Raw genomic sequence first — 15,801 nt, forward strand, 5'->3', positions numbered from 1 at the left:
CATGTCCCAGGTATTCCGCGAAGCGGTGTCGATCGAGGCACTCAACGCACTGAGCCGCAACACCCTGATCGACCACCTGGGCATCGTGTTCACCGCCGCCGGCGAGGACTGGGTCAGCGCCACCATGCCGGTGGACGAACGCACCCGCCAGCCGTACGGCATCCTGCATGGCGGCGCGTCGGTGGTGCTCGCCGAAACCCTCGGCAGCAGCGCCGGCAACCTGTGCGTGGATACCACCCAGCAGGTCTGCGTGGGCCTGGAGATCAATGCCAACCACATCCGTGCGATGCGCGGCGGCCTCGTCACCGGCACGGCGCGCGCGGTGCATGTGGGGCGCAGCACGCACGTGTGGGACATCCGCATCGAAGACGACGCCGGCCGCCTGGTGTGCACCTCGCGGCTGACCCTCGCCGTTGTACCGGCGGTACGGCCGGGCTGATCGGGCGCACCGTACGGATGCTGTGTTGCGCCGGCCGGTTCAGTGCGCTGGCGCATTGATGGCGGGGGCGTTGTGCCGTGGCTGGGCAGTGGCTTGACCGTGGCCGGCGGCTGGCCACGGCTTGCCATCGATTTGGCCGCTTCACGCTGGCAGAGCCTGCGGCGCTCGGGTATCGTTCGCGGATGACTTCCCCCACCCCGGCCCCACGTGGCGGCGTGGCGCGTGTGTGCCGCTACCTGTACCGCGTACCGCTGCTGCTGGTCCACCTGTTGCTGTTCCTGCCACTGACCCTGATCGGCATGCTGCCGCCGTGGGGACGCGTGCGCGTGGGTGGCCGTCCGCTGGAACATGCGGTGGTCAATGCCTGGTCCGGCGGCCTGATGTGGATCTTCGGGTTCCGTACACAGCGCATCGGTGAACCGTTGCCGGGCGCGGTGCTGTTCGTCGCCAACCACGTCAGCTGGGTCGATATTTCCATGCTGCACAGCCAGCGCATGATGGGCTTTGTGGCCAAGCGCGAGATCGCCGGCTGGCCGGTGGTCGGCTGGCTCGCCGCACGCGGCCAGACCATCTTCCACCAGCGCGGCAGCACCGAGTCGCTGGGCGGTGTGATGCAGGCGATGGCGGTCCGGCTGCGCGAGGGCCATGCCGTCGGCGTGTTCCCCGAAGGCCGCACCCGCGGCGGCCACGATGTCGGGCCGTTCCATGCGCGTATCTTCCAGGCCGCCGTCGAAACCCAGGTGCCGGTGCAGCCGGTGGCCCTGCGCTACGGCCGCCACGGCGACGCGCAGACGGTTGTCGCGTTCGGCCCGGGCGAAAGCTTCTTCGCCAATTTCCTGCGCCTGCTGGGCGAACCCGCACGCCGGGCCGAGGTGCATTTCCTCGCGCCCATCGACACCCATGATCTGGAAGGCCGTCGCCGCATCGCCGAAACCTCGCGTGCGCGCATCCTGGCGGCCATGACGGCCGAGTAGTCCGATGGCGCTTCTTCACGCGCCAGCGTCGGATGCCGGAGCAGGCTCGCGGCCATGTTGACCGCTGCCGACTACCGTCCGCCGCGTTGGCTGCGCAATCCGCACCTGCAGTCGATGCTCAGCTCCAGCCGCATGCGCATGCAGCGCGGCCTGATGCTGCTGGCCGCGACCGGGGCGGTGACCGAGGAACTGATCCTGGATGGTGGCGAAGGCGTGCGCCTGCAGGGCTGGCACAGCCGCATCGACGACCGCGAGCCGGTCGGCATGGCGCTGCTGCTGCACGGCTGGGAAGGCAGTGCCGAATCGAGCTACATGCGCATGACCGCCGCGCGCATGCTCGAGGAAGGGTACGACGTGGTCCGGCTGAACTTCCGCGACCACGGCAACACCCATCACCTCAATCCCGGCATCTTCCATTCCAACCGCATCGATGAAGTGGTGCAGGCTGCCGGCGACATCGCGCGGCGCTGGCCTTCCCTGCCGCTGGTAGCGGCCGGGTACTCGCTGGGCGGCAACTTCGTGCTGCGCCTGGCGCTGCGCGCGCCGTCGGCGGGGGTGCCGCTGCGGCGGGTGGCGTCGGTCTGCCCGGTACTGGACCCGGCGATCACGATGGAGAGCATCGAGAACGGCCCGGCGATGTACGACTGGTATTTCCGGCGCAAATGGGCCGGTTCCCTGCGCCGCAAACGCGATCTGTTCCCCGAGCTCAGCGACTGGGACGACCGCGTGCTGAAGCTGGACATCCGCGCGCTGACCGCGTGGCTGGTCGAACACCACACCGATTTCGGCTCGCTGCAGGCCTACTTCGACGGCTATTCCATCGCCGGCGACCGCCTGGCCGGGCTGGAAGTGCCGGCCGACATCCTGATGGCGCAGGACGACCCGGTGATCCCGTTCGCCACCTTCAACGGCTGGCGCCTGCCGGCTCACGCCCACCTGGAAATCGCCCCGTGGGGCGGCCATTGCGGCTTCCTGGAGAACTGGCGCGGCGATGGCTTCTCCGAGCGTTGGGTGGCCCAGCGCCTGCGACTGGAAGCGCTGCCGCGCTGAGCGCGCCCGGCACCGCCGGTCAGCGTGCCGCCGCGTGGCCGGATCCGCCGGATCGTCCGGAATGTCGGCACCGACCCCGGCGCGACTCTACAATCGGGGTTTGACCCCAAGCTGGACCGTCATGCAAGACAAGATCATTCAAGCCCTGCGCCGCAATGCGGTCGACGATGCCGTGCAGCTGGCCCGCGAGTGGACCGCCGCCGAACCGACGCAGCCGCAGGCCCATCGCCTGCTGGCGCTGGCCCTGCAGCAGCAGGAACAGTTCGAACCGGCCCTGGAAAGCCTGCAGCAGGCGCTGGCGCTGGCCCCGGACGATGCCGACCTGCACCTCATGCAGGCCGGCCTGTTGATGGCCCTGCGCCAGTTCGACGCCGCCGGCTCGGCGCTGGACCGCACCGCCGCACTCAACCCCAACGAACTGTCGGCCTACCTGATGCAGGCCCACCTGGCGCTGGGCCGCAACGATGTGGATGAGGCCGAGCGCCTGGCGCGCCTGGCCAGCCGCATCGATGAAGACCATCCCGAACTGGCCGCGATCAACGGCATGGCGGCGCTGCGCCGCGGTGACGGCGACCGCGCACTGGCGCTGCTGTCGGCTGCCAGCGAAGCCATGCCGGGCGACTCGCGCGTGCTGTATGCGCTGGGCTTCGCCTACCTGGGCAAGGACATGCTGGCCTTCGCCGAACAGGCGTTCCGCCGCGTGCTTGAGCTCAACCCCACGCTGACCACGCTGCAGGGTCTGGTGGTGCAGCTCGCCCTGCGCCAGGGCCACGTGGACAGCGCCGCGGCGATGATGGGCCCGATGCTGGCCGCCCCGGGCGGCGACAGCGTGGCCATGCGCCGCCTGGCCGGTGAACTGGCGCTGCAGTCCGGGCAACCGCTGCAGGCGCTGGAACACCTGCTGCCCGCATTGGAGCAGGCCCCCTCGGACCGCCAGGTGCTGCAGCTGCTGCTGATGTGCTGGCAGCGCCTGGGCCGCGAACAGCAGGCCCGCGAGCACCTGGACACCGTGCTGGAATCGCACCCGGAGGTGCACGACCTGTGGCTGGCGCGCCTGTCGGTGGAAAGCGTGGGCAGCGATGAGGCCGTGGCGGTCACCGAGCGCTGGCTGCAGGCGATGCCGGTGCATCTGCCGGCGCTGGAAACGCGCATGCGCCTGCACGACATGGCCAAGGATGCAGACGGTGCCGAGGCGGTTGCCCGCCGCATCGTCGCGATCGAACCCGGCCGTGCCAGCGGCGAGACCCGCATCGTCGAAGCGCTGCTGAAGCGCGATCCGGCCGCTGCCGTGGTGCATGTCCAGCAGTTCATCGAACAGGCCCCGGCCGAGGCCCGCGACGGCCTGCGGTCGTGGCTGGGTGCCGTGCAGGACCGTGCCGGCCAGCACCGCGACGCGCTCGACACCTGGCTGGGCGTGCACGCGGCGCAGTCGCCGCAGCGCCTGCCGCTGCCGCCGCAGGCCAAGGCACCGCTGAGCTGGCCGGAGCTGGCGCCGGTTGGCGACGATGTCAGCGCCCGCCCGATGTTCGTGTGGGGCGCCCCGGGCTCGGGCGTGGAGCGGGTGGTCGCCGGCATCGCCGCGGCCAGCCCGGTGCTGCGCGGCGACCGGTTCGGCCCGACCCCGCCCGACGATGCCTTCCAGAGCTACCACACGCTGCAGGACCTCTCGACCGGCAAGCTGAGCCCGGAGCGCCTGGTCGAGCAGTGGCGCGAAACCCTGGCCACGCGCGGCCTGGCCGATGGCACCGTGATCGACTGGCTGCTGTGGTGGGACAACGCCCTGCTGTGGGCACTGCGCCCGCAGCTGCCGGAAGGCCGCCTGCTGGTGGCGCTGCGCGATCCGCGCGACATGCTGCTGGACTGGATGGCCTTCGGCGCCCCGGCACCGTTCGCGGTGCAGTCGCTCAACGAAGCCGCCGAATGGCTGGCGCGCGCCCTGGCCCAGGTCGCCACGCTGCACGAGCAGAGTCTGTACCCGCACGTGCTGCTGCGCATCGACGACATCGGCAACGATGCCGGTGCGATGGCGCACCGCCTCGAGACCCTGTTCGGCGTGCGCTTCCCGCCTGCCGATACCCTTGGCCCGGCACGCCTGCCGCCCGGCCACTGGCGCCACTACCGCGACATCATGGCCAGCGCGTTCGCCCTGCTCACCCCGGTGGCGGTGCGTCTGGGTTACCCGGAAGAATGAGGACGGACACATGCATCTGACCAGCAACAGCCTGATCAACGGCCAGCCGATCGCCGCGACCTTCGCGGCCGGGGATGCCGACGGTTTCGCCGGCAACCGCAACCCGCACCTGGCCTGGGATGACGTCCCGGCCGGCACGCGTTCGTTCGCGCTGCTGTGCATCGACCCGGACGTGCCGACCGTGCCGGAAACGGTCGGCCGCGATGACTGCACCGTGCCGCGCGATCAGCCGCGCGGCGACTTCACGCACTGGGCGATGGCCGACATCCCCGCCGACGTGCGTGAGCTGGCCGAAGGCAGCTGCAGCGAAGGGTTCACCGTGAAGGGCAAGGTCGCCCCGGCCGGTCCGCAGGGCGCACGCCAGGGCCTGAACGACTTCACCGGCTGGTTCGCGGGCAACCCGGACATGGCCGGGCAGTATCTGGGCTACGACGGCCCGTACCCGCCGTTCAACGACGAGCGCGTGCACCGGTATTTCTTCCGCGTGTTCGCGCTGGACGTGGCGCAGCTCACCCTGCCCACTCCGTTCACCGCCGCCGATGTGCACCGTGCGATGCACGGCCACATCCTGGCCGAAGCGGCGCTGCACGGTACCTACACGCTCAACCCCGCGTTGGCCTGACGCACCGGGGCAGGTGCCGGCCGCTGGCCGGCACCTCCCAGTACGGTTGCCTTACTTCTTTTCGTTCGCCGACTCGACCACCATGTCCAGCACGTACGCCAGCGAGGAACCGTCCGCCGGCGGGTTGGCGATCTTGTAGCGCTTCACGCGCACCACGTTGCGCACGCCGTCTTCGTGCGTGTAGCCCTCGATGGTGCCGTAGAAGTTCTCGAACTCACCCGGCGTGCCCTGCTTGAGGCCCTTGTCGTCGAACGCCACTTCGCGGGTCTGCAGGCACTGCATGTTCGGGATCAGCGGATGCGAGCACGGCTTGGTCTGCGCGGCCACTTCCAGGAACACCGTCTCGCCCGGGCCGCCGTAGCGGGTTTCGGCGGTCGGCTCGGGGGTGAACACCAGCACGTCGCCGCTGGCGGTGCGCAGGGTCAGCTGGCCTTCGCCGGCCAGTTCGGTCTTCAGCGCGCCTTCCAGGCGGCTGCCGATGGCCTGGTCGAGCGCCATCAGCGCCTTGTCGGTGCAGGCCATCATGGTCGAGGCCATCGGCGACACGGTCAGCGTGCCGTCGGCCAGGGTGTAGCTGCCGCCCATGCGGTTGCAGGTGTTGCTCACGGCGATGCGGCCATCCTGGAAGTCCAGCGTGACCGGCTTGTCCTCGCGTGCGAACAGCGCATCCACGCGCTTGCCGCTGGCATCGGTGGCGCTGTCCAGGCGCCAGTGGTTGCCCTGCAGGCGCTGCGCGTCCAGTGCCGCGACGGCCTTCTGATCGGCGGCGGCGGTCGGCGCCGGGGCCAGGTCATCGCCACCGGTACCGGCAGGTGCGGTGGCGGACGGGTTGCTGCACGCGGCCAGCAGGGCCAGCGGCAGGATCAGCATCAGGTTGCGGTTGCGGTTCATGCACATCTCCTTGGGAACCAGGGGAAAAACGCCGGCGCGTGGAAAACGGGGTTGTCGCGCGCGGTGCGTGTTCAGTTGCCAGCAGGCAACCACAGCAGCAGCGCGGCGCCCAGCACGATCCGGTACAGCGCGAAGGCCGTGAAAGGGTGGCCCTTGATATAGCCCAGCAGCCACTTCACTACGACGAAGCCGGTGATGACCGCGGCAACGAAGGCCACGCCCACGTCGGTCCAGTTCTCGGTGGCGAGCTTGCCGTCCTTGGCCAGTTCCAGGAACGCATAGGCGCTGGCGGCGAACATGGTCGGGATGCCGACCAGGAACACGAACTCGGTGGCCGCCGCGCGGCGGCTGAGCCCGAACAGCATGGCGATGAAGATCGCCGCGGCCGAGCGCGAGGTGCCGGGGAACACGCCGGCAACCACCTGGGCCAGGCCCACGAGAATCGCCACTTTCCACGTGACCGTGTCGCGGTCGGGCAGGCGTGCGGCGCGCGCTTCCACCAGGATCATCCAGATGCCGCCGATGATCAGTGCCCACGCCACCGGCGTGACCGTTTCAGGCAGCTCCCAGCCGGCCAGGCGCACCGGCAGGCCCACCACGGCGGTGACCAGGAAGGCGGTGCCGAGCTTGAGCACGTAGTCGCGGTTGTCGCGTTCGTGCAGGCCGGTGGCCAGCGACCACAGGCGCTGGCGGAACACCAGCGTGATGGCCAGGATCGCGCCGGCCTGGATCACGATGTTGAAGAAGTCCGAGCGTGCGCCGAGCCAGTGCTGGGCGATCAGCAGGTGGCCGGTGCTGGAGATCGGCAGGAATTCGGTGAGGCCTTCAAGAATGCCCAACAGGAGGGCGGAGAGCAGGTCGGACATCGGCGGGCTGGGGCTCGGAATGGGTGAAATCGCGGTAGAGCATAGAACATCAAACGGCGCACCAAATGTGTGCGTGGTGCGGCCGTTGCACCGTTATGGTGCGTATGGTTCAGCCACCAGCAGGGCGGTCACTCAATGAAATCAGTGGTTTACCCCATCGGAAAAGTTGGCACGCCGATTGCTCTATCCACGTACGCAATCATCCATCCGAGGTTTCACCGATGTCCGTGGAAAATGTTGAGAAGCTGATCAAGGACAACCAGATCGAGTTCGTCGACCTGCGTTTCGTCGATATGCGCGGTATCGAGCAGCACGTCACCTTCCCGGTCGGCATCGTGGAGCCGGCCCTGTTCGAAGAAGGCAAGATGTTCGACGGCAGCTCGATCGCGGGCTGGAAGGGCATCAACGAGTCGGACATGGTCCTGCTGCCGGACCCGGCCAGCGCCTACGTCGACCCGTTCTACGCCGACCCGACCCTGGTCATCAGCTGCGACATCCTCGACCCGGCCACCATGCAGCCGTACGGCCGCTGCCCGCGCGGCATCGCCAAGCGCGCCGAGGCCTACCTGAAGTCCTCCGGCATTGCCGAGCAGGCCTTCTTCGGCCCGGAGCCGGAGTTCTTCATCTTCGACTCGGTGCGCTTCGCCAACGACATGGGCCACACCTTCTTCAAGATCGATTCCGAAGAAGCGGCCTGGAGCACCGGCGACAAGTACGACGGCGCCAACAGCGGCTACCGTCCGGCAGTGAAGGGCGGCTACTTCCCGGTTCCGCCGACCGACTCGCTGCACGACCTGCGCGCTGAAATGTGCAAGACGCTGGAACAGGTCGGCATCGAAGTGGAAGTGCAGCACCACGAAGTGGCCACCGCCGGCCAGTGCGAAATCGGCACCAAGTTCAGCACCCTGGTGCAGAAGGCCGATGAGCTGCTGCGCATGAAGCACGTGATCAAGAACGTAGCCCACCGCAACGGCAAGACCGCCACCTTCATGCCCAAGCCGATCGTCGGCGACAACGGCAGCGGCATGCACGTGCACCAGTCGCTGTCCAAGGGCGGCGTCAACCTGTTCTCCGGCGACGGCTACGGCGGCCTGTCGCAGATGGCGCTGTGGTACATCGGCGGCATCTTCAAGCACGCCAAGGCGATCAACGCCTTCGCCAACTCCGGCACCAACAGCTACAAGCGCCTGGTTCCGGGCTTCGAAGCCCCGGTGATGCTGGCCTACTCGGCCCGCAACCGCTCGGCCTCGTGCCGCATTCCGTGGGTGTCCAACCCGAAGGCGCGCCGCATTGAAATGCGCTTCCCCGATCCGATCCAGTCCGGCTACCTGACCTTCACCGTGCTGATGATGGCCGGCCTGGACGGCATCCGTAACCAGATCGACCCGGGCGCACCGAGCGACAAGGACCTGTACGACCTGCCGCCGGAAGAAGAGAAGCTGATCCCGCAGGTCTGCTCCTCGCTGGACCAGGCCCTGGAAGCGCTGGACAAGGACCGTGAGTTCCTCAAGGCCGGCGGCGTGATGAGCGACGACTTCATCGACGGCTACATCGCGCTGAAGATGCAGGAAGTGACCCGGTTCCGCGCGGCGACCCACCCGCTCGAATACCAGATGTACTACGCCAACTGAGCACCTGGCGACGATGACGAAGGACTTCCCTCCCACCTTCGTCGTCGTCGCCGCTTTGCAGAACTGCGGCGTGGCTGGGGAGTCACACCGCACGCAACACGTTTCACCAGGGGCAAGAGAGACCGGACGCGCATGGGCCCTTCCTCCCTCCCGCGTCACCGCTGGCGCCGCCCTTCGTGGGTGTCGGCACTGGCGTGGCCCATGCAACGTTCGGCGCAACGACCGGCGGCCATGTGCAAGTGGCCGCCGGTCGACCTGACATCGGCCTGCACGCGCGGGCCGGTTCCATCCACCATCGGGATATGCGCATGAAACTGATCTCCGCCATCATCCGGCCGTTCAAGCTCGACGAGGTCCGCGAGGCCCTCTCCGACGCAGGCGTGTCGGGCATCACCGTGACCGAGGTCAAGGGTTTCGGTCGCCAGAAGGGCCACACCGAGTTGTATCGCGGCGCGGAATACGTCGTGGATTTCCTGCCGAAGATCAAGATCGAAACCGTGGTCACCGATGACCGGCTGGACGCGGTGGTCGAAGCGATCCAGAACGCGGCCGGCACCGGCAAGATCGGCGACGGCAAGATCTTCGTCACCGCGGTCGAGCAGGTCGTCCGCATCCGCACCGGCGAAATCGGCGCCGACGCGCTCTAACCCCACTCGGAGCCCACAATGAAGACCTCTTTGTTCACCGGGTGGCAAGCCCGGTTCCATGCCGTGTGCCTGATGATGCTGGTCAGCGCGCTGGCCGTTGGTGCCTTCTCCGGCGATGCGCATGCACAGGCACAGGTCACCCCGGCGCCGTCGGAAACCGTCGCCGTTGAGCCGCTGACCACCGCGCAGGCTGCGCCGGTGGCCGAGGTTGCCGCTGCGGCCGCGCCGGCCTTCGATCACGGCGATGTGGCCTGGATGCTGACCTCCACGCTGCTGGTGCTGCTGATGGTGGTGCCCGGCCTGGCCCTGTTCTACGGCGGCCTGGTGCGGTCCAAGAACGTCCTGTCGATCCTCAGCCAGATCCTGGTGGTGTTCTCGCTGGTGCTGATGCTGTGGGTGGCCTACGGCTACAGCGCGGTGTTCAGCCAGGGCAATGCCTTCTTCGGCTCGTTCACCGAGTTCGCCTTCCTCAAGGGCTTCGCGCCCGACTCGGTCGGCAACACCCCGATCAAGGGCCTGCCGGACTATCTGTTCGTCGCCTTCCAGTCCACGTTCGCCGGCATCACCACCGCCCTGATCGTCGGTGCCTTCGCCGAGCGCATCAAGTTCAAGGCGGTGCTGCTGTTCTCGGCGCTGTGGTTCACCCTGAGCTACATCCCGATGGCGCACATCGTGTGGGGCGGCGGCTATCTGGGCGAGATGGGCGCGATCGACTTCGCCGGTGGCACCGTGGTGCACATCAACGCCGGCGTGGCAGGCCTGGTTGGCGCGTACTTCGTCGGCAAGCGCATCGGCTATGGCCAGACCGCGTTGAAGCCGCACAACGTGCCGTTCACCTACATCGGCGCGATGCTGCTGTGGGTGGGCTGGTTCGGCTTCAATGCCGGTTCGGCCGCTGCCGCCGATACCGTGGCGTCGCTGGCCTTCATCAACACCATCCTCGCCACCGCCGCTGCGGTGCTCGGCTGGACGCTGGTGGAAGCGGTCAGCAAGGGCAAGCCGTCGGCCCTGGGCGCGGCCTCCGGCGCGGTTGCCGGCCTGGTCGGCATCACCCCGGCCTGCGGCACCGTCGGCCCGCTCGGCGCGATCGTGATCGGCCTGGTCGCCGGCGTGGTCTGCGTGTGGGGCGTCACCGGCCTCAAGCGTCTGCTGCGCGTGGATGACACTGCCGACGTGTTCGGCGTACACGGCATTGGCGGCATTGTCGGCGCCATCCTCACCGGCGTGTTCAGCGCGCAGTCGCTGGGCGGTACCAAGGCCGATCTCGACATCGGCCACCAGGTCTGGGTGCAGGTGGTCAGCGTCGGCTTCACCATCGTCTGGTGCGCCGTGGTGACCGTGGCGATCCTGCTGGTGGTGCGCATGGTGTTCGGCCTGCGCGTGACCGAGGAAGCAGAACGCACCGGCCTGGACGTCACCTCGCACGGCGAATCCGCCTACGAGGCCTGACCACCCCGTACGCGCGCGACCGACGCATGACGTAGTGCCGGGCTCTGCCCGGCAACGAACCACCCCGTAATGCCGGGCTCTGCCCGGCAACAACGAACCACCCCGTAGTGCCGGGCTCTGCCCGGCACCGGAAGAAACAAGAAACGAGAGAGAGAAGCTGTATTGGCCGGGCGGTCCCGCAAGGACCCCCGGCCATTTTTTTGCCACAATCCCCCCCATGCCCAATCTCCGCGCGCCCCTCCTGCTGCTCGCACTCATGCTGCTCGCCGGCTGCGCTACCACACCCACCGACCTGCGCAGCCCGCTCGCCACCTGGGTGCCATCGCCGAACCACAACGCACGCGGCCCGGTCATCATCGTTCTGCACCACACCGACCAGGACAACGTGCAGCAGAGCCTGCACACCCTGCGTACCGCCAACAGTGGCGGCAGGGTCAGTTCGCACTACCTGGTGGGTGCCGATGGCCACATCTACCAGCTCGTCGCCGACAACCGCCGCGCCTGGCATGCCGGCGGTGGGCGCTGGGGCAGCCTGACCGACCTCAACTCCACTTCGATCGGCATCGAGATCGACAACGACGGCAGCAGCCCGTTCGCGCCCGACCAGATCGCAGCCCTGATCCGCCTGCTCGACGACCTGTGCACGCGCCTGGAAATCCCGCGCAGCCAGATCATCGCGCACGCCGATCTCGCGCCCGCGCGCAAGCAGGACCCGAGCCGCTTCTTCCCGTGGCAGCAACTGGCTGTGGCCGGCTTCGGCCTCTGGCCGCGCGACGCCGACGGCCCCGCGCCGGCCGGGTTCGATCCGTGGCTGGCGCTGCAGGCCTTCGGTTACCCGCTCGACGATCGCGATGCGGCCGCAGGCGCCTTCCATCGCCGTTTCCGCGGCCGCGACGACCTGCCGCCCACGCTCGATGCCGACGACGCCCGCATCCTGCATTCACTGCTGCAGCAGGCGCGGTAGAGCCGACTCCCCGTCGCCCCTACAATTCCCTTCCTGCAGTCGCCACACGAATACCGCCCATGAAGGCCCAGCGCCGCATCGCCGCACGCCTGTGTACCGCCACGATCCTGCTGGCGTCGGTTCTGCTGGGCGGCTGCGCCGTCCAGAACGCCCGCCCCGGCGCCGCACCTGCCAGCACCTACGCCAAAGCCGACTGGAACGCGTTGCCTGCGGTGTCCGACACCGACCTGCAGGCGGGCTTCGCGGCGTGGCGCGGCGCCTGCCCGCGCTTGAAGAGCGATGCCGCGTGGGCGCCCCTCTGTGTGGCGGCGGGCAACGTGGATGCCACGCCGGCCGCCATCCGCGCGTTCCTGCAGAACAGCCTGGATGTCTACGCCCTGCGTGCCGCCGGCAACCGCGCCGAGGGCCTGATCACCGGCTACTACGAGCCGATCTATCCGGGCAGCCTGACCCGCACCGCGCGCGCGTCGGTGCCGGTGTATGGCGTGCCCGGCGACATGGTCAGCGTGCAGTTGGACAGCGTCTATCCCGAGCTCAAGGGCAAGCGCCTGCGCGGCCGTGTGGAGGGGCGTGTGCTCAAATCCTATGACGATGCCGCACGCATCGCCGCCCACGGCGTCAACGCGCCCATTCTGGCCTGGCTCACCGACCCGATGGACCTGCAGTTCCTGCAGATCCAGGGCTCGGGACGCGTCCAGCTCGACGATGGCCGCCACCTCCGCCTGGCCTACGCCGACCAGAACGGCCATCCCTATCGCCCGATCGGCCGCTGGCTGGTGGAGCAGGGCGAACTGGCCAAGGACGCGGTCAGCATGGACGCCATCCGTGCGTGGGCCAGGGCGCATCCGGCGCGGGTGCCTGAGCTGCTGGCCAGCAACCCCAGCTACGTGTTCTTCGCCAAGGGTGCCGATGGCGACGAAGGCCCGCGCGGTTCGTTGAACGTGCCGCTCACGGCCGGCTACAGCGTTGCAGTGGACCGCAGCGTGGTGCCGCTGGGCAGCCTCCTGTGGCTGTCCACCACGCGTCCGGATGGGGCGGCGCTGGTGCGGCCGGTGGCCGCGCAGGACACCGGTGGCGCCATCACCGGCGAGGTGCGCGCGGACCTGTTCTGGGGCACCGGTGATGCCGCCGGCGCGCTGGCCGGGCACATGAAGCAGAGCGGCCGCCTGTGGCTGCTGTGGCCCAAGGGCGTGGCGCTTCCTGCGCCTGGCGGCGGTTGATCGCCACGCCCCTGCGGCGCGCCGGGGTATGCTGGCCGGACAACGCCCACCGTCCCGGATGATCGATGGCCCTTGCCCTGATCGCACTGCTCCTGATTGAAGTCGTCCTTCAATTTGCGTGGGTCCCCCGGTATTTCGGCTGCGGGATCGTCGCGTTCACCGCACGCGTTCCCGCGCCGGCAGCGCTGCGCCCGCGGCTTGCGCTCAACTGCCTTGAACGCGACGTGGTCAACGGAGCGTGGCAGCCGCTGGTGTTCCACCCCTTGCCCGATGGCCGCATCGCGTTCCGCGAGAGCTTCTTTGTTTCGTTTGCGCGTCGCTACTACCCGGTGATGCGTGGCCTGGTGGCGGTGGACACCCGGCGCAACGAGGTCCGCATCGTCGGCCTGTACAACTGGAACGCGTTGTTCATCACGCTGGCGATTCCGCTGGCGAGCGCCATGATTCCGCGGGCGGCGCCGATGCTGCTGGTGCTGTCGGTGTTCGTGGCGAGCTACCTGATCCAGCGGCGGCGGTTTGCCGCAGTGGCCGATGCAGTGCGCGCGCAGCTGGCCGACGTGGAATCGGTGGAGGTGCTCATGGCCCGCCGCATGCCGGCCCGGAGCACGCCATGAAGGTGACCCGCATCGTGGCCAACCTGCCGGCGCCCGACCCCGCGCTGGCCGATCCGTTCTACCGCGACATCCTCGGGCTGCACGTGGCGATGGACCACGGCTGGATCCGCACCTACGCCGGCGACGGCGAGATGACGGTACAGCTCAGCGTCGCGTCAGAGGGAGGCTCGGGCACCGCAGTGCCCGATCTCTCCATCGAAGTGGATGACTTGGACGAAGCGCTGCGCAGGGTGAACCGGGCCGGTATCCCGCTGGCATATGGCCCGGCCAGTGAAGCCTGGGGCGTGCGGCGGTTCCATGTCCGCGATCCGCTGGGGCGGCTGGTCAACATCCTTCAGCACCTGTGAGCAGAGGGCGCTAGTTCGCCTTCCGTGCGGTTGCCGGTGTGCGGTAGAACCCGGCAATCCGCGGGATGAATCCTTCCGGGCTGGCGCCGACAAGGTTGGTCAGCACGACCACGGCCAGCCGCTCATCCGGATAAACCACGAACGCCGCACGGCCGCCGCCGATGCCCGCCACCTGCCGGTCTCCGGGCGTGGCGCGCATGACCGGCCATCCCGCTGCCCATCGCCCCTCGACACCGCTGTTGAGCGTCTCCGGTGTCCAAAGAAAGTGCGTTGCTTCACGGACAGCATGAATCTCTCCACGGTGGGTTCGCCAGTTGGTTGTGCGGTGGGGTGGTGGTGTCAGCGCGACGGCGTGCGGTCATTGAGCTCGGCGAGGGCGGCCAGCGCGCTCGCGCTGGTCGGCTCGATCGTCAACGCGGCTTGGTAGCTGCGGCGCGCGTCGTCCACGCGTCCGGACGTCCGGTAGGCTTCGCCGAGGCTGTCGTGCGCATTGGCCGAGCCGGGGTACCGCGCCACGCCCCATTCGAGGACGCGTACCGCCTCGTCCTTCCGGCCGGCCCGCAGGAACCTGTAGCCCAGCGTGTTGAATGCGCCTTCGCTGTGGTCGTACTCCGCGAGGCGGGTGCCCAGATGTTCATATGCACGGACCATCGCATCGAGCCCGTCGCGGTAGGCGATGGGGGTCAACAGATCGTCCAGGCTGCGTGCTGCCGGCTGCATCGGCTTGCCGTTGAGCACCTCCATCAGGTCCTTGCCCATCGCCACGACCAGTGCGCCCTGCCAGTAGTTGCTGAGGATGATCACGCTGTCCTGGTGGGGCTCCGAGCGCAGGTAGTAGCTCTGATAGCCCGGGATGCTGCCGGTATGGGAGACCACCGGCAGCGTGCTGCCATTGGCGAGCGTCCAGCGCTCCACGTTCCAGCCGAACCCGTATGCCGCCGTATGCACCTGCAGCATGCGCTGCCGCGACGCCGCGTTGAGCAGCTGCTCACCGTACAGCGCCCGGTCGAACCGGTAGAGGTCCTCGGCCGTGCTGTAGATGCCTGCCGCCGCGTAGGACACGGACGGGTCGATCCGCTGCGGATGCACCAGCGTTCCCTCCGGGGTCCGGGCATACCCGTCGGCCAGTCCGTCCAGCACGGCGGTGTCGGTGAACAGTCCGCTGGAGGTCATGCCGGCCGGCGCGAAGATGCGCGCCTGCAGATTGACCGCCAGCGACTGCCCGGTGACGTGTTCGATCAACAGGCCGAGCAGGAAGTAGCCATTGTTGTTGTAGCGCCACGTCTGCACGGCGTCGTCCTGCCGTGTCGGCGGGATCCATTCGCGCGCGAAGTCCATCGGCGCATAGCTGCGCCGGGCGGCGGTGTGCCACCAGGGATCGGTGTAGCGCCCCGGCATGTCGGCAAGACCGGAGGTATGGCTGAGCAGCTGGGCGACGGTGACCGATGCGGCCGGCGTGCGCGCGTACAGATCCGGCAGGTAGTCGCCCAGCGTCCCGTCCAGCCGCAGCGTTCCCTGCTGCACCAGCTGCATCGTCAGCGTGGCCACCAGCGGCTTGGTCAGTGAGCCGATGCGGTAGCGCGCGTCGGTGCGGCTCGGCACGGACCATTCGACATTGGCCTTCCCATAGGCCGCATGCAGCAGCACCTTGCCCTCCCGCGCGACCAGCACCGTACCGTTGAACCCGCGCCGGTCCGCGTAGCTGTCGACCAGTTGCTGCAGTTCGGCGCTCGTTGCCTCGGCGTTGGCCAGCCCGGGGGAACCGAAGAGAAGCACGACTACACCACACAGCAGGGCGAACGGGCGCATAGGGGTCCTGGTCGGAGGAAGTAGGCGCATCCTTGCGTTTGACTACATATGTAGTCAAGTGACCAATGGCACCCGTTGCCGCGCTGC

General features: G+C 68.5%; 16 protein-coding genes. 12 read left to right on the forward strand and 4 right to left on the reverse strand.

The window, feature by feature from the left end:
• Position 1 precedes the first annotated feature (1 nt).
• The 5 genes from ACLB90_RS10440 to ACLB90_RS10460 all read left to right on the forward strand — a co-directional run bounded on the left by ACLB90_RS10440 (position 2) and on the right by ACLB90_RS10460 (position 5,276).
• On the forward strand, positions 2-439 hold the full coding sequence (locus ACLB90_RS10440) for a hotdog fold thioesterase (RefSeq protein WP_411849437.1): 438 nt from the start codon (positions 2-4) through the stop codon (positions 437-439).
• Positions 440-621: 182 nt separating this feature from the next.
• On the forward strand, positions 622-1,413 hold the full coding sequence (locus ACLB90_RS10445; protein ID WP_411849438.1) for a lysophospholipid acyltransferase family protein: 792 nt from the start codon (positions 622-624) through the stop codon (positions 1,411-1,413).
• 57 nt (positions 1,414-1,470) lie between these two features.
• Positions 1,471-2,463 carry a YheT family hydrolase gene (locus tag ACLB90_RS10450; protein ID WP_026070676.1) on the forward strand — a complete coding sequence of 331 codons (993 nt, stop codon included), beginning with the start codon at positions 1,471-1,473 and terminating at the stop codon, positions 2,461-2,463.
• 121 nt (positions 2,464-2,584) lie between these two features.
• On the forward strand, positions 2,585-4,654 hold the full coding sequence (locus ACLB90_RS10455) for a tetratricopeptide repeat protein (protein WP_411849439.1): 2,070 nt from the start codon (positions 2,585-2,587) through the stop codon (positions 4,652-4,654).
• A 10-nt stretch (positions 4,655-4,664) separates the two neighbouring features.
• Positions 4,665-5,276 (forward strand): YbhB/YbcL family Raf kinase inhibitor-like protein, encoded by a 612-nt coding sequence (locus tag ACLB90_RS10460; RefSeq protein WP_411849440.1) that lies wholly within the window; start codon positions 4,665-4,667, stop codon positions 5,274-5,276.
• Positions 5,277-5,327: 51 nt separating this feature from the next.
• On the opposite strand, the gene ACLB90_RS10465 is transcribed toward ACLB90_RS10460, so the two are convergent.
• Both ACLB90_RS10465 and ACLB90_RS10470 read right to left on the reverse strand, forming a co-directional pair.
• Complete coding sequence (locus tag ACLB90_RS10465; protein ID WP_411849441.1) at positions 5,328-6,173, reverse strand: META domain-containing protein; 846 nt, start codon at positions 6,171-6,173, stop codon at positions 5,328-5,330.
• A gap of 65 nt (positions 6,174-6,238) precedes the next feature.
• Positions 6,239-7,033 (reverse strand): undecaprenyl-diphosphate phosphatase, encoded by a 795-nt coding sequence (locus ACLB90_RS10470; RefSeq protein ID WP_411849442.1) that lies wholly within the window; start codon positions 7,031-7,033, stop codon positions 6,239-6,241.
• 221 nt (positions 7,034-7,254) lie between these two features.
• Here ACLB90_RS10470 and glnA point away from each other — a divergent pair, with 221 nt between their 5' ends.
• The 7 genes from glnA to ACLB90_RS10505 all read left to right on the forward strand — a co-directional run bounded on the left by glnA (position 7,255) and on the right by ACLB90_RS10505 (position 13,905).
• Complete coding sequence (gene glnA, locus ACLB90_RS10475) at positions 7,255-8,664, forward strand: type I glutamate--ammonia ligase (RefSeq protein WP_411849443.1); 1,410 nt, start codon at positions 7,255-7,257, stop codon at positions 8,662-8,664.
• Positions 8,665-8,972: 308 nt separating this feature from the next.
• Positions 8,973-9,311, forward strand: a complete 339-nt coding sequence (locus tag ACLB90_RS10480) for a P-II family nitrogen regulator (protein WP_026070924.1) — start codon at positions 8,973-8,975, stop codon at positions 9,309-9,311.
• Positions 9,312-9,329: 18 nt separating this feature from the next.
• Positions 9,330-10,760 carry an ammonium transporter gene (locus ACLB90_RS10485; RefSeq protein ID WP_411849444.1) on the forward strand — a complete coding sequence of 477 codons (1,431 nt, stop codon included), beginning with the start codon at positions 9,330-9,332 and terminating at the stop codon, positions 10,758-10,760.
• A 217-nt stretch (positions 10,761-10,977) separates the two neighbouring features.
• On the forward strand, positions 10,978-11,724 hold the full coding sequence (locus ACLB90_RS10490; protein ID WP_411849445.1) for an N-acetylmuramoyl-L-alanine amidase: 747 nt from the start codon (positions 10,978-10,980) through the stop codon (positions 11,722-11,724).
• Between the two features lie 59 nt (positions 11,725-11,783).
• Positions 11,784-12,944: a murein transglycosylase A gene (locus ACLB90_RS10495; protein WP_411849446.1), complete on the forward strand. Its 1,161-nt coding sequence runs from the start codon at positions 11,784-11,786 to the stop codon at positions 12,942-12,944.
• A gap of 65 nt (positions 12,945-13,009) precedes the next feature.
• Positions 13,010-13,558 (forward strand): hypothetical protein, encoded by a 549-nt coding sequence (locus tag ACLB90_RS10500; protein WP_411849447.1) that lies wholly within the window; start codon positions 13,010-13,012, stop codon positions 13,556-13,558.
• On the forward strand, positions 13,555-13,905 hold the full coding sequence (locus ACLB90_RS10505) for a VOC family protein (RefSeq protein ID WP_411849448.1): 351 nt from the start codon (positions 13,555-13,557) through the stop codon (positions 13,903-13,905). The genes ACLB90_RS10500 and ACLB90_RS10505 overlap by 4 nt, the downstream gene beginning before the upstream one ends.
• A 10-nt stretch (positions 13,906-13,915) precedes the next feature.
• On the opposite strand, the gene ACLB90_RS10510 is transcribed toward ACLB90_RS10505, so the two are convergent.
• Together ACLB90_RS10510 and ACLB90_RS10515 are read right to left on the reverse strand one after the other, a co-directional pair.
• On the reverse strand, positions 13,916-14,248 hold the full coding sequence (locus tag ACLB90_RS10510; protein ID WP_411852740.1) for a serine hydrolase: 333 nt from the start codon (positions 14,246-14,248) through the stop codon (positions 13,916-13,918).
• Complete coding sequence (locus ACLB90_RS10515; RefSeq protein ID WP_411849449.1) at positions 14,245-15,714, reverse strand: serine hydrolase; 1,470 nt, start codon at positions 15,712-15,714, stop codon at positions 14,245-14,247. The genes ACLB90_RS10510 and ACLB90_RS10515 overlap by 4 nt, the downstream gene beginning before the upstream one ends.
• Between the last annotated feature and the right edge of the window lie 87 nt (positions 15,715-15,801).

This window comes from Stenotrophomonas sp. LGBM10 (assembly GCF_046736075.1).
In the GTDB taxonomy this organism is placed as follows: Bacteria; Pseudomonadota; Gammaproteobacteria; order Xanthomonadales; family Xanthomonadaceae; genus Stenotrophomonas.